Origin of the sequence: Streptomyces sp. NBC_00414 (assembly GCF_036038375.1) — a bacterium.
Taxonomy (GTDB): domain Bacteria; phylum Actinomycetota; class Actinomycetes; order Streptomycetales; family Streptomycetaceae; genus Streptomyces.
In genome coordinates this window covers 3,358,637-3,372,086 of sequence record NZ_CP107935.1, presented here as the reverse complement: position 1 = coordinate 3,372,086, position 13,450 = coordinate 3,358,637, and the positions used below count along the sequence as shown (strand labels likewise).

The following is a 13,450-nucleotide window of genomic DNA, read 5'->3' as shown; positions in this document are numbered from 1 at the left end:
CGTCTGGGACGGTTGTCTGTCACGAAGGTAGGGTGAGCGGCATGGGACACCGTGAGGATCTGCTCGAAGGCGCCAAGCGCTGCCTGCTGGAGAAGGGCTTCGCGCGGACGACCGCGCGCGACATCGTCAAGGAGTCGGGGACCAACCTGGCGTCGATCGGCTACCACTACGGGTCGAAGGACGCGTTGCTCGCGGAGGCGTACATCTCCATCGTCGAGCAGGTCTCCGACGCCTTCGACGGTGAGGAGCGCAAGCCGGGGGCGACCGGTTCGGAACCCGGTTCGGACCTCGGCTCGGAGCCGGGCTCGCTCGAGAGGTTCCACGAGGTCTGGAAGAACATCATCGGGACCATGCGCACACCGGGCTCGCCCTGGCATCTCAGTATGGAGATCGTGGCCATGGGCGACAAGCTGCCCGGCGTGCGCGACCATCTGGCGAAGGCCCAGCGCGAGGGGGCGCGCGGCATCATCCCGATGCTGATGGGCGGCCTGGAGGAGGACGTGCCCGACGAGGACGTCGACACCCTGGGCAAGTTCTACATGACCCTGATGATGGGGCTCATCGCGCAGTGGACCTTCGATCCCGACACCGCGACGAACGCCGACGAACTCACCGAGGGGCTGCGGCGGGTCGTGGAGGCCGCGGGTGGCACGGGGGTCATGGGCGGGAGGGCGGCGCGGGCCGCGGCGGAGTCGTCCTGACGATGCGGCCGTCGCGCATCTCGGCGACCCGGTCGCAGAAGTGTCGTACGAGCGTCATGTCGTGGCAGATGAAGAGGTAGCCCAGGCCGAGGCGTTCCTGCAGTTCCGCCAGCAGGTTGAGGATGCCCGCGCGCAGGGACGGGTCGAGAGCGGAGACCGGTTCGTCGAGCACCAGCAGTTTCGGGCCGCTCGCCAACGCGCGTGCCGTTCCGGCGCGTTGGCACTGACCGCCGGACAGCTCGTGCGGACGCCGGTCGCCGTGTGAGGGGTCGAGCCCGACCTGCTCCAAGAGTTCCGCCACACGTGCGGGGCCGCTCACACGGTCCCAAGTGCCCTGTACGCGCAGGGGTTCCGCGATAGCGTCCCGGATGCGGCGGCGAGGGCTGAGTGATCCGTACGGGTCCTGGAAGACGGGCTGCATCGCCGCTCTCAGGGGTCTGAGGCGGCGTTCGTCCAGCGAGGTCAGCTCCTGTCCGTCGAACCACACCTCGCCGGCGTCGGGGCGGCGGAGCTGCAGTACGGCCAGGGCCGTGGAGGACTTTCCGCAGCCCGAGGGGCCTACGAGCCCGAGGGTCTCGCCGGGGGCGATGTCGAAGGAGACGTGGTCCACGGCGGTGCGGTCGTCGTGACGGACGACGAGGTCGCGTACGGCGAGGAGGGGGGCGGTCATGTGGGCTCCGTGAACAGCGTGGCCGGGTCGTCCGGGAGGTCGCGCCAGTGGTGACAGGCGACTGTGCGGTTGTTGTGGGTCTGTGGCTCGGGGCGATGGGTGCGGCAGCGGTTCGCGTCCGCGGGGTTCGTGGTTGAGGGGCTCGTGTCTGCCAGGGGGCAGCGGGGGGCGAAGGCGCAGCCTGGCCGGGGGTCTGTGGGGGTGGGAGGGGTGCCGGGTATTGCGGGGAGTCGTTGTCCGCGGGTGCGTGGGGGCTGGTCTCGGGGTGGGAGTGTTGTTGCCAGGAGGCCTGCTGTGTAGGGGGCTCGGGGGTGGGTGAACACCTCGTTCGTCGGGCCCTCCTCGGTCAGGTGGCCCGCGTACATGACCAGGACGCGGTCGGCGTGTTCGCGGACGGTGGGGAGGTCGTGGGTGATCAGGACCAGGGTCGCGCCCGCGGCCTGACTGCGGCGGGCCAGGAGGCCGAGGATCTGGCGCCGGGTCTCCGGGTCCTGGGCCGTGGTCGGTTCGTCGGCGACGACGAGTGCGGGGGAGTGGAGCAGGGCCATGGCGATGACGGCGCGTTGGCGCATACCGCCGGAGAACTCGTGGGGGTAGGACCGCGCCCGGTCCGCCGCGATGCCGACCTCCTCCAGCGCGGCCACCGCCCTGGCCCGCGCCGCCTTGCGGGAGACGCGGTCCACGGACCGTACGGACGCGGCGAGTTGGTCGGCGACGGTGTGCACGGGGGAGAGCGCCGAGAGCGCGTCCTGGGGTACGAGGGCCAGACGGCGGCCCCAGAGGGCGGTGCGTACGGAGCGCTCGGCGCCCACCAGTTCGTGCGTCCCCATCCGCACGCTGCCCGACACCGTCGCCCGCCGCGGCGGCATACCGAGCAGCGCGCGGGCCGTCAGCGACTTGCCCGCGCCCGACTCGCCCACCACGGCGAGGACTTCACCCGCGCGTACGTCGAAGGAGAGGCCCCGTACCGCTTCCACGGCGCCGGAGTCGAAGGAGACGTGCAAATCCCTTACGGAGAGCAGGATCTCAGGGGCGGTGTTCAACGGGTCGGCTCCTTGTGGAGGCGGCGGAAGGGGGCCGGGACGAGGGGGCGGCGGGTTCGGGGCGGTGTGCCGCGCCCGGGCCGCCCGCCCTCCGCGTACGACGCCGCCGACACCGCGAGGCCCGCCAGCAGGGCCAGTGCGACCGCCGGGGCCAGGGCCGCCCAGGGCGCGCGTTCCACGTACGCGCGGGACTCGTCCAGGAGCAGGCCCCACTCCGGTGCGGGCGGCTGCGCGCCGAGGCCGAGGAAGCCGAGCGAGGCGAGGGCCAGGGCGATGCCGGGCAGGCGCAGCAGGGCGTGGCGGGTGACCGGGGCCGCCACCGAGGGCAGGACGTGGCGGGTGAGGATCCACAACGGGCTTGCGCCGATGGCCCGTTGGGTCAGGAGGAAGGTGGACGCGCGGACCTCCTGGACCAGGGCCGCCGCGTGTGCCGCGAGCGGGGGCCACGAGATGAGGGCCACGGCCAGTGCGGCGCCGCCCGTGCCGGGTCCGGCGACCGCCGCGACCAGGATGCCGACGATCACCGGCGGCAGGGCGTTCGCGATGTCCGAGGCGCCTGCGGCGAGGCTCGGCAGGAAGCCGAGGGCCAGCGCGAGCAGGAGACCGGCCAGACACACCGCGACGGCGGTGCCGACCGTCGACGCGGCCCCGTGACCGAGCCGTGCCAGCACGTCACGGCCGAGCCCGTCGGTGCCCAGCGGGTACGCCCAGGAGGGTGCCCGGAGGCGGGCGGCCGTGTCCACGGTGTACGGGTCGCGCAGCAGCCCCCAGGCGATACCGGTCAGGAGGACCGCTCCGAGTGCCGCCGGAACTGCCGGGTGCGCGCGGACCGGGCGGGCCGCGGGCAGGGTCAGCCCCGCGTCGCGCAGGGCGGGGCCCAGCAGCCGGCGTCGTACGGCCGCCGCTGTCGCGCCCGTGACCAGGCCCAGTGCGAGCAGTGCCAGTACGGCGCCCTGGAGCAGCGGCAGGTCCTGCGACTTCGCCGCCCCGAGGGCCGTACGCCCGATGCCCGGCACCGCGAACACCGTCTCCACGGCGACCGCCCCGCCGGTCAGACCGACGGCGACCATCCCGAACTGCGGTACCAGCGGCGGCAGTACGCGGCGCAGGGCGGCGGCCGTGACGCGTGCCCTGCTCACTCCGGCGCCCTGCCACAGCTCCACCCACCGCTCCTCCAGGACGGCAGGCAGGGCGTCCGCGACCAGGCGGCCGAGCAGTCCGCCCGCGGGTACGCCGAGTGCGAGGGCGGGCAGCACCATGTACCGCGGTCCCTGCCAGCCGGAGGTCGGCAGGCAGCCCAGCCACACCCCGCAGACCAGCAGCGCGACGGTGGCCAGCAGGAACTCGGGCAGTGCGGCGAGCATCGCGGCGAACGCGCCGGCCGAGCCCCGGCCCCGTACCAGAACCGGAGCCACCAGGGCGCAGGTCACCAGGAGCGCGACGGCGAGGGCCGCGCCCATCAGCGCGAGCGACACCTGGAGTCCGGCGGCGACCGACGGCAGGACGTCGGTGCCCGACACCCATGAGGTGCCGAGGTCTGCGCGCGGCAGACCCGAGACCCAACTCCCCAGCAGGGACAGGGGACCGGTGTCCAGGCCGAGGTCGGCGCGGATCGCGGCCAGAGCCTCCGGCGTGCCCTCCTGTTCGGCCGAGCGGGCGCGCAGGACGGTGAGCGCGGGGTCGCGGCCGGAGAGCCAGGGCAGCAGCCCCACGGTGGCGAGCACCGCGACCAGGCAGCCGAGCCGGGTGAGGGCGGTACGGCCGGAGGGGGTGAACAGGCGTGCCACGGACGTCACTTGACGTAGGTCGCTGCGGTGATCAGGGCCCGTTCGCGCGGGTCGTGCTCGACGCCCACGACGCCGGCCGCGTCGCCCTGGATGACGCGCTCGTGCAGCATCGGGATCGCCGCGTCGGTGGCCAGTACCGCCGCCTCCGCGTCGACGACCGCCCGGCGGCGGGCGTCGCCGGTCCTCGTCGCGGCGGCCTCGGCCAGGGCCGCGTCGACCTTCCGGTCGGACAGCTGGGAGATGTTGAAGGAGCCCTCGGAGGCGAAGTCGCTGTAGAGGTACGCGGCCGGGTCGCCCGAGTCGAGAATCGTCGCCCGGGACAGGACGAACGCGTCGAACTCGCCGGAGAGGGCGTCGGATTCGATGTTCGCGTACTCGCGGACGTCCAGTTTCACCTCGAACCCGGCCTTCTGGAGCTGCTGTTGCAGCGTCTGCGCCACCTCGGGCAGTTCGGCGCGGTCGGTGAACGTACCGATAGTGATCGTCTTCCCCTTCGGGGCCGCGGACCTGACCCGCTCGACCGGCTTGCGCAGGCCGGCGGCCCAGGGGAGGGCGGGGCCCAGCAGGCCCTTCGCCACGTCGGCGCGACCCTCGTACACACCCTTGACGATCGACTCGGCGTCGACGGCCTCGCGGGCGGCGGCCCGGAGCGAGGGGTCCTCGAAGGGGCCGCCGCCGGTGTTCAGGTACAGGGTGTTGGTGCGCGGCATCGGCACCTCGGTGACCAGGTCCTCGTCGAGCAGCGCGGCCTGCGACACCGGTACGGCCTCGACGATGTCGGCCTCGCCGCTGCGCAGGCCGGCCGCGCGGGCGGTGCCGTCCGGCACGAACCTCACGTCGATGCCGGGGGACTTGGCCCTGCCGCCCCAGTAGCCGTCGTAGCGGTCGAGGGCCGCGGACGACGTGCCGTTCACGTCGGTCAGTTCGAAGGGGCCGGTGCCCGCGCCGACCGGACTGACGGTCTTTCCCCGGTACGCCTTCGCCGCCAGGATCGACAACTGCGGCGAACTCAGCCGTTGCGGGACCAGCGGGTCCTCGGTGCCGGTGGTGACGGTGACCGAGTCCCCGTCGGCCTTCACCGTCAGGTCCACGCCGTCGAGGATGCGCGGCTTGGGGGAGGCGGTGGCGGCCCTGGTGAGCGAACGCACGACGGACTCGGCGGTGAGCTTCGTGCCGTCGTGGAAGGTGACGCCGTCCCGTATCCCGAAGGTCCAGGTCCGGCCGTCCTGCTGCCACCCGGTGGCGAGCGCGGGCTCCGCGTCACCGTCCTCGTCGAGCGTCACCAGCGTCTCGGCGGCCGACCAGCGCGAGAGTTTGAACGCGTCGTCGGACAGCGGCGAGAGGCCGGAACGCGGCGGATTCATCATCGCGACGCGTACGCGCTTGCCGTCGCCGCCCGCGGACTCGCCGGCAGCCGGTCCCGGCTCCGAGAAGCAGCCGGTGAGCAGCAGGGTGGAGGCCGCGGACAGCGCGGACAGGGGGAGAAGGCGGACGGGCAGGCGCACGGAGCACTCCGGGTGAGGGCTGGTCAGGTAAAGGGCTGGTCAATGGAGAGGTGCGCCGACCGTAGCATGATGATAATCGTTTTCAATAATGACCGGGTGGTCCACGGGGAGCCCGGCCTGGCGATGGCTGCTTCATGAGGTCTGCTCGTCGTCCCGGCGGAAGAAGTCGATCAGGTCCTGAGGAGTGGGCGTGCCCTCGTTGGCGGCCTTGGACGCGGCGGTGGCCGCGGCGATCCGCGGGAACATGGCCTGCTCGTACTCGGTGAGCGCGGACTCGATGTCGCCGGGGTGTGCGGCGAGGGCCTTGCCCAGCTCGGCGCCGTCCTGCATGGCCAGGTTGGCGCCCTCGCCGTCCTGGGCCGCCAGGTGGGCGGCGTCACCGAGCAGGGTCACCCCGGGCTTCCTGTCCCACCGGTGTCCGGCCGGCAGCATGTGGTGCGGGCGCAGGACCGGCGCGGTGTCGCTGTCGGTGATGAGGGCGGTGAGCTCGGGGGCCCAGTCGGCGAACTCCCCGGCGACCCGCGCGAGGGCCGCGGCGGAATCGGTGAAGTCGATGGCGGCGAACCACTCCTGCGGCTCGGACAGCGTCACGTAGGTGTGCAGGGTCCCGCCGCTCTCCCGGTGGGCGGAGAACAGCCTCCCGTCCGCGCCGAGCACGAACAGCGACCCGTCACCGACCGCCTTCGCGGCGGCGGGATGCCGGGTGTCGGCGTCGAACAGATAGGTCTCGACGAACGAACCGCCGGTGTACTCGGGTGTGGCGGCGGAGAGCAGCGGGCGGACCCGGGACCACGCGCCGTCCGCGCCGACCAGCACGCTCGTGACGACGGTGGTGCCGTCGGTGAAGGTCACCTCGTGGCGGCCGTCGCCGAGGGGGCGTACGGCGTCGGCCCTGTGCCCCCAGCGGACGGTGCCGGCGGGCAGCGAGTCGAGCAGCATCCGTCGCAGGTCGCCGCGCTGCACCTCGGGGCGGCCACCCGAGCCGTCGTCGGGCTGGTCGAACAGGACGGTCCCGTCCGGGTCGAGGACCCGTACCGCCTGGTGGCCCTCCAGGACGATGCCGCGGAACTCCTCCGTCAGACCGGCCGCCTCCAGAGCCGGTCGGCCGTTGTAGTCGTGGATGTCGAGCATTCCGCCCTGGGTGCGCGCCGTCGGCGAGGCCTCCGCCTCGTGCACCGTGGCCGGGATGCCGTGGACGTGCAGGACACGGGCGAGCGTGAGGCCGCCGAGTCCGGCGCCGATGATCGTGACCGGGGTGGTCGTGTCAGGGCCGGTCGTGCCGGGCCCGGTCGTTACGGGGCTGTTTGTTGCGGGGGTGCTCATGGTGGTGGCTCCATCGGGATCGGGATGGGGGCGGTTGGTCGGTTCCGGCCGGTCGCCCCCGGGATCAGGTGGACCAAAGAGTGGCCGGGGCCGCTCACACGGGGCTCACGCGGCGCTGACGGCGGCTCACACGGCGCCGACCGCATCGGCCAGGCGGACCATGCCGCTCGCATCGACCGCGCGGACCGCATCGGCCACGCGGACCACGCCGGTCGCATCGGCCACGCGGACCACGCGGACCACGCGGCCCGCGCGAACCGATTGCGTCCGCGCCGACCGCACCGCCCTGGACCGGAGCCCCGGACCGTAGTCCGGCGACAGGGCGGCGGGCCCCGCCCCGGGGTGGGAGCTTGCGGCTGCGCGCGCGAAGATGGGGCGATGGAGGACGGGGACGCGCGGCTTCGCATCGCGCTGCTCGGCGCCCTCCAGGTGTCCGCGTCCCGTGGCGGTGCCGCCCTGCCCGTTCCGGGGGCGCGGTCGCAAGGGCTGCTCGTACGGCTGGCGCTCGCCGGCGGTCACCCGGTCGCTCCGCGCGTCCTGGTCGACGCGATCTGGGCCGAGGACCCGCCGGCCGACCCCGCCCACGCCCTTCAGGCACTCGTCTCGCGACTGCGCCGCAGCCTCGGCTCGGCCGGCCTCCTCGCGCGGGCCGCTGGCGGCTACCGCCTGGACGTGGCCGCCACCGACGTGGACGCGCTGCGGTTCGAACGGCTCGCCGCCGCAGGCCGGGACCGCCTGCGCGCGGGCGATCCGCGCACCGCGGCGGCCGTGCTCGGTGAGGCCCTGGCGCTGTGGGGCGACCGTCCCGGCGCCGGGCCCACGGTCGTCGCCGCGGTGGCGCCCGCCGCCGCGACCCGGCTGGCCCACACCTCGGTCGAGGCCGTCACGGACCTCGCCGAAGCCGAACTGGCCCTGAACCACGCCGACATGGCCGCCACCCGCCTGACCGCCCTGCTCGCCGAGCACCCCCTCCACGAGCGTGCCGCCGCGCTGCTCATGGACGCGCTCGCCGCCCAGGGCCGCCAGGCAGAGGCCCTCGCCCTGTACGAGCGGGTCCGCGAAACCCTGGCCGACGACCTCGGCACCGGCCCGGGCACCGCCCTGCGCGAACGCCACCTGCGCCTGCTGCGCGCCGAACGGCCCACCCAGGCCGCCGCCGCCGCGCAGAGCGGGCCGGGCAACCTGCCCGCGCCGCTCACCAGCTTCATCGGGCGCGACGACGACCTCGCCCGGATCGAGTCGTTGCTCGCCGCCGGGCGCCTGGTCACCGTGGTCGGCCCCGGGGGCGCCGGCAAGACCCGGCTCGCCGTCGAGGCCGCCCGCCGCCACCGCCACGCGTACCGCGACGGCGCCTGGCTGGCCGACCTCGCCCCGGTCACCGAACCGGCCAAGGCCGGCGCCGCCCTGCTCGCCGCGATCGGGCTGCGCGGCGGCGCCGTGTACGAGGCCCGGACACCGGTCTACGAGGCCCGGACACCGGTCTACGAGGCCCGGACACCGGTCTACGAGGCCCGCACACCCGTCTACGAGGCCCGCACACCCGTCTCCGAGGCCCGCACACCGGTCTTCGAAGCCCGGACACCGGTCTCCGAGGTCCGTGCACAGCTCTTGGAGGCCCGGACGCGGGTCGAGGACGACGACGTGGACGTGCTCGTCGACCGGCTGGGCGGCCGGGAGATCCTGCTGCTCGTCGACAACTGCGAGCACCTGATCGACGCCGTGGCCCACCTGGTCGCGGCACTGCTGCCCCGCTGCCCCGGGCTGCGCGTCCTCGCCACCAGCCGCGAACCCCTCGCGGTCGACGGCGAGGCGCTCGTGCCGCTCGGCCCGCTCGCGCCGCCCGGCCCGGACGACGGCGTCGCGCGGGCCCGGAGTACGGCGTCGGTACGCCTGTTCGCCGAGCGGGCCGCGGCCGTACGCCCCGGCTTCGAGGTCGACGGGACGACCCTGCCCGAGGTCCGGCACGTGGTCCGCGCGCTGGACGGCATGCCGCTGGCCCTCGAACTGGCCGCGGCCCGGCTGCGCACGCTGTCACTGCCCGAACTCGCCGACGGGCTCTCGGACCGGTTCGGGCTGCTCACCACCGGCAGCCGGACCTCGCTGCCCAGGCACCGCACACTGCGCGCCGTCATCGCCTGGAGCTGGGACCTGCTCAGCGAGGACGAGCGTACGGTCGCCGAACGCGTCTCGGTCCTGCCCGGCGGCGTCACGCCGGCCTCCGCTGCCGCGCTCTGCGCCGGCACCGCGGTACCGGCCGCCGGGATCCCCGGGCTGCTCGCCGCCCTGGTCGACCGGTCGCTGCTGCACCTCGGGCCCGTCCCGGGCCGCTACCGCATGCTGGAGACGCTGCGCGAGTACGGCACCGACCGCCTGGCCGGGACGGGCGATCTCGGCGCCGTCCGCGACCTGGCCGCCGACCACTTCGCCGAACTGATGGCCAGGGCCGACCCGCGCCTGCGCGGGCCCGGCCGGCCGGCGGCGATGCGGGTCGTCGGCGCCGAGTACGACAACACGCTCGCCGCCCTGCGCCGCCGGTGCGACCGGGGCGACGCATCCGGTGCGATCGCGCTCGTCCTGCACCTGACCTGGTACTGGCAGATGCTCGGCAGGCACTCCGAGGCGGCCCACCGGCTGGGCGAGGCACTTGCGGTGCCCGGCGGCGAGCCGACGCCCGACCGCGACTGCGCCCGGGCGATCCACCTGCTCAACCGGGTCGTCACCCGGCCCGGCGCGACGGCCGAGGAGTCCGCGGCCGACCGGGCGGGGATACGGGAGGCGTCCGACCGGCTGCTCGCGTATCCGGAGCTGCCCGGCCCGTACGGCGCGCTCGCCGCGCTGCCGCTCGCGTTCCTGCGGGGGGAGGGGGCGGCCGTGCCCGCGCTCGTCGGGCGGCTGGCCGACGGCGACGACGTGTGGCTGTCCGGGCTGGCCCGCCTGTTCCGGGCCCAGTTCGCCGAGAACGCGGGTGAGCTGGACAAGGTGCGCACCGACGTGGAGGCGGCCCTGGCCTGCTTCCGGCAGGTCGGCGACCACTGGGGACTGGCCGACGCGCTGCCGATGCGCGCACGGCTTCGGCAGTACGACGACGACCTCGACGGCGCGCTGGCCGACCTGTGCGAAGCCGGCGTCCTGGCGGGGGAGTTCGGCTCGCTCAGCCTCGCCGACGAGGTGTTCGGCGGCCTGCGCCGGATCGACCTGCACCTGCGGCGCGGCGACACCGACCTGGTGATCGCGACGATCGACTCGGCCCGGGAACGGGCGCTGCGCCTGAACTCGCCCGAGACCCTGTTCCTGGTCGACGGCTGGGAAGCGGTCCTCAGGCTCCGCCTCGGCGACCTGTCCCGGGCGGGGGCCCTGCTCGACAAGGCCGAACAGGGCCTGTACGACGGCCCGTCGTCCCTGGGTGACATCTCGTTCTCCGGTGACCTCTCGGCTTCCGGCGCTCTCTCGGCTTCCGGTGACTTCTCGTCCCCGGGTTACTTCTCGGTCTCCGGCGTTCCCTCGGCGTCCGGCGGTTTCTCGGCCTCCGGTGACCTCTCGGCCTCCAGAGGCCTCTCGTCCCCCGGCGTCCCCCCATCCCCACGGGCCCACGGGCGCCCGGTTCCCCATCCGCCCCCCGGCGATCACGCGTTCCCCGGTGACCACGCGCGGGCGCTGGTCGGCAGCGCGCGGGCCTCGCTGTGCCTGGAGACGGGTGATCCGGCCGGCGCACAGCGGGCGCTGGCGAAGGCGTACGCGGCGGCGCTGGCGACCGGCGACCTGCCGAACCTGTCGCTGGTGGCGGTGACCGTGGCCGCGCTCGCCGAGGCACTCGGTCGGCACCACGCGGCGGCCGTGCTGCTCGGCGCGGCAGCCCGGCTGCGCGGCGCCCACGACCGCACCGATCGGCAGGTCCGCGACCTCACCCGCCGGGGGCGGGCCGCGCTGGGCGGGGAGGCCTTCGCCGAGGCGTACGCGCAGGGGTGGGACCTGGACGGGAAGTCGGCCGTGACCGAGGTCGACCCGGCCCGGTTGTCCCGCGAGCAGCTGTCCTAGATGCGCCGCGCCTTGACCGCCATGTGCAGCAGCAGCCGGTCCTCGCCGTCGTCCAGGTCCAGGCCCGTGAGCTGTTCGACGCGGGACAGGCGGTAGTAGAGGGTCTGGCGGTGGATGCCCAGTTCGGCCGCGGTGCGGCCGGCCTGGCCCGCGCAGTCGAGGAACACCTCGGCGGTGCGGGCCAGTTCGCGGTGGGCGGGGGTGAGCAGCGGGCGTACGGCCGGGTCGGGGGCGGCGTTCGGGGGCATCGTCGAGAGCAGGCGGTAGGGGCCGATCGACGACCAGTGCGCGACCGGGCCCAGCCGGGGCTCGGCCAGTGCCGCGCGGGCGGCGGCCGAGGCCTCCTGCCAGGCGGCGAAGAGGTCGGTGAGGCCGGTGCGGGGCCCGGCGATCCCGGCCGCGGTCCCGCCGTGGCCCGGTAGGCCCTCGGTCTCGTGCGCCTGCTGGACAGGAGCGGGCGCGCCGGATCCCCGTACCTCCTCGGCCCTTTCGAGGAGGCGGGAGGCCGCCGTCGTCGCCGGGGTGAGGACCTCCGGGGAGCGCAGGCGGACCAGCAGGGCCAGGTCCTGGTCGTCGGTGCCCCGGGGGAGGGCGCACAGGGCGGTGGCGCCCGGGATGGTGCGTACGGAAGGGGCATCGTCGGGGTCGGCCGAGGGCCAGGCGGCCACGCAGAGCATGGTGTGCGGGCCTTCGCCGCGAGGGCCCAGGGCCGTCCGCAGCTCCGTCACCGCCAGCTCGCGCTGCCAGCCGCTCCCGGCGGTGAGGACGGCACGGAGTTCGCGGCTCAGGTCCGCCCCCGCCTGGGCCTCGTCCGCGAGCAGGGCGCCGATGCGCGGCGTCACCTCCATGGCCGCCGCGAGCTGCCGGTCGGTGGGGCCCGGATCGTCGGCCAGGAGCCACACATAGCCGAGGGCGACACCCCGATGGCGTACCGGGAGACAGACGCGGCCCCGGTGCACGCCCGCCTCCGGGGTCGGCGGGATCCGGACCGGGCCGATCGCCCGCGCGATGCCGAAGCTCTCGAACCAGGTGCGCACCGCCGCCGTCGAGCGGCGGGTGAGGATCGAGCGGGCGCGCACCGGGTCCAGCGCGGAGGCGTCCAGCTCGCCCTCGCTGTCGTACGCGCCGAAGGCGATCAGCTCGAAGTCGCGGTTCTCCAGCGTCGCGGGGGCGCCGAGGAGCTCCGAGATCTCGTCGACCAGCTCCTGATAGTCACCCTTGTGTTCCGACGTCACTCGGGCATTCTCGCGCATTTCCCCGAGCCTTCATACATCTGTCTGAGATCCGGGGCCTGGATGCGTGACAGCTGTCGATGGCCGACGATCGGAGCGATCCTTAGGTTTCAGGTGGTTCTCCGTGCCGTATCCGAACATCCCGCTCGGGACGCCCCACCTGGGGCACCCCGCCGGGGCGGGTGCGGCTTTCCGCCGGCCTTGTTGTGGAGGTGCCCCGTGCTGGGTCCCGTGATTCTCGCCGCCTCGCGCAGCGACCGGATGCGTCGTCTCGTCTCGGCGGCCCCGGTGACCAGGCCTGTCGTCGACCGCTTCATTCCGGGCGAGAGCGTCGACCAGATCGTGCCGATCATCCAGGACCTCACGGCCAAGGGCCTGGAGCTGACCATGGATGTCGTCGGCGAGGACATCACCACCCCCGAGCAGGCCGGCGCCGCCCGTGACGCCTACCTGGAGCTGGTCGCCCGCCTGGCGGAGCTGGACCTCGGGACGCGCGCCGAGATGTCGGTGAAGCTGTCCCTGTTCGGACAGGCGCTGGAGGACGGCCACGAGCTGGCCCTCGCCAATGTCCGCCCCGTCGTCGAGGCCGCCGCCGCCATCGGCACGACCGTCACGCTGGACGCCGAGGACCACACCACCCTCGACTCGATGTTCGCCATCCACGAGGAGCTCCGCAAGGACTTCCCGGAGACCGGCTGCGTCATCCAGGCCTACCTCTTCCGCACCGAGGCCGACGCCCGCCGCCTCGCCGCGAACGGCAGCCGCGTACGGCTCGTGAAGGGCGCGTACAAGGAGCCCGCCGAGGTCGCGTACCAGCAGAAGCCGGAGATCGACAAGGCGTACGTGCGGGTGCTGCGCATCCTGATGGAGGGCGACGGGTACCCGATGATCGGGTCCCACGACCCGCGCCTGATCTCCATCGCGCAGGAGCTGGGGCGGCGCGCCGGCCGCAAGATCGACGAGTACGAGTTCCAGATGCTGTACGGGATCCGGAGCGACGAGCACCTCAGGCTCGCCGCCGAAGGCCACCGCATGCGGGTCTACACCGCCTACGGCACCGACTGGTACGGCTACTTCATGCGCCGCCTCGCGGAGAAGCCCGCCAACCTTCTCTTCTTCGCCCGCTCGGTCCTCACCAAGGACTGAGCCCCAGG

Annotated in this window: 9 protein-coding genes; 3 read left to right on the top strand and 6 right to left on the bottom strand. The window is 74.2% G+C overall.

Annotated elements, in window-relative coordinates; genetic code table 11:
- Positions 1-41 precede the first annotated feature (41 nt).
- The gene (locus OHS59_RS14310; RefSeq protein ID WP_328493780.1) at positions 42-701 is read left to right on the top strand and encodes a TetR/AcrR family transcriptional regulator; all 660 of its coding nucleotides are present in this window, start codon (positions 42-44) and stop codon (positions 699-701) included.
- On the opposite strand, the gene OHS59_RS14305 is transcribed toward OHS59_RS14310, so the two are convergent.
- The 5 genes from OHS59_RS14305 to OHS59_RS14285 form a co-directional block, all read right to left on the bottom strand.
- Complete coding sequence (locus OHS59_RS14305) at positions 658-1,371, bottom strand: dipeptide/oligopeptide/nickel ABC transporter ATP-binding protein (RefSeq protein ID WP_328493779.1); 714 nt, start codon at positions 1,369-1,371, stop codon at positions 658-660. The genes OHS59_RS14310 and OHS59_RS14305 overlap by 44 nt on opposite strands.
- Complete coding sequence (locus tag OHS59_RS14300; protein WP_328493778.1) at positions 1,368-2,414, bottom strand: ABC transporter ATP-binding protein; 1,047 nt, start codon at positions 2,412-2,414, stop codon at positions 1,368-1,370. Before OHS59_RS14300 ends, OHS59_RS14305 begins: the two co-directional genes overlap by 4 nt.
- Entirely contained in the window at positions 2,411-4,201 is a 1,791-nt protein-coding gene (locus OHS59_RS14295) for an ABC transporter permease subunit (RefSeq protein ID WP_443061438.1), read from the bottom strand. Before OHS59_RS14295 ends, OHS59_RS14300 begins: the two co-directional genes overlap by 4 nt.
- Positions 4,202-4,206: 5 nt before the next feature.
- Positions 4,207-5,706, bottom strand: a complete 1,500-nt coding sequence (locus OHS59_RS14290) for an ABC transporter substrate-binding protein (RefSeq protein ID WP_328493777.1) — start codon at positions 5,704-5,706, stop codon at positions 4,207-4,209.
- A gap of 132 nt (positions 5,707-5,838) precedes the next feature.
- Positions 5,839-7,029 carry an FAD-dependent oxidoreductase gene (locus OHS59_RS14285; RefSeq protein ID WP_328493776.1) on the bottom strand — a complete coding sequence of 397 codons (1,191 nt, stop codon included), beginning with the start codon at positions 7,027-7,029 and terminating at the stop codon, positions 5,839-5,841.
- A gap of 378 nt (positions 7,030-7,407) precedes the next feature.
- Between OHS59_RS14285 and OHS59_RS14280 the strand changes: the two genes are divergently transcribed.
- A complete protein-coding gene (locus OHS59_RS14280) occupies positions 7,408-11,064 on the top strand; it encodes a BTAD domain-containing putative transcriptional regulator (RefSeq protein ID WP_328493775.1) in 3,657 nt (1,218 codons plus the stop codon).
- On the opposite strand, the gene OHS59_RS14275 is transcribed toward OHS59_RS14280, so the two are convergent.
- Positions 11,061-12,317, bottom strand: a complete 1,257-nt coding sequence (locus tag OHS59_RS14275; RefSeq protein WP_328493774.1) for a PucR family transcriptional regulator — start codon at positions 12,315-12,317, stop codon at positions 11,061-11,063. The genes OHS59_RS14280 and OHS59_RS14275 overlap by 4 nt on opposite strands.
- Before the next feature lie 198 nt (positions 12,318-12,515).
- Here OHS59_RS14275 and OHS59_RS14270 point away from each other — a divergent pair, with 198 nt between their 5' ends.
- Positions 12,516-13,442 (top strand): proline dehydrogenase family protein, encoded by a 927-nt coding sequence (locus OHS59_RS14270; protein WP_328493773.1) that lies wholly within the window; start codon positions 12,516-12,518, stop codon positions 13,440-13,442.
- Positions 13,443-13,450: the final 8 nt, after the last annotated feature.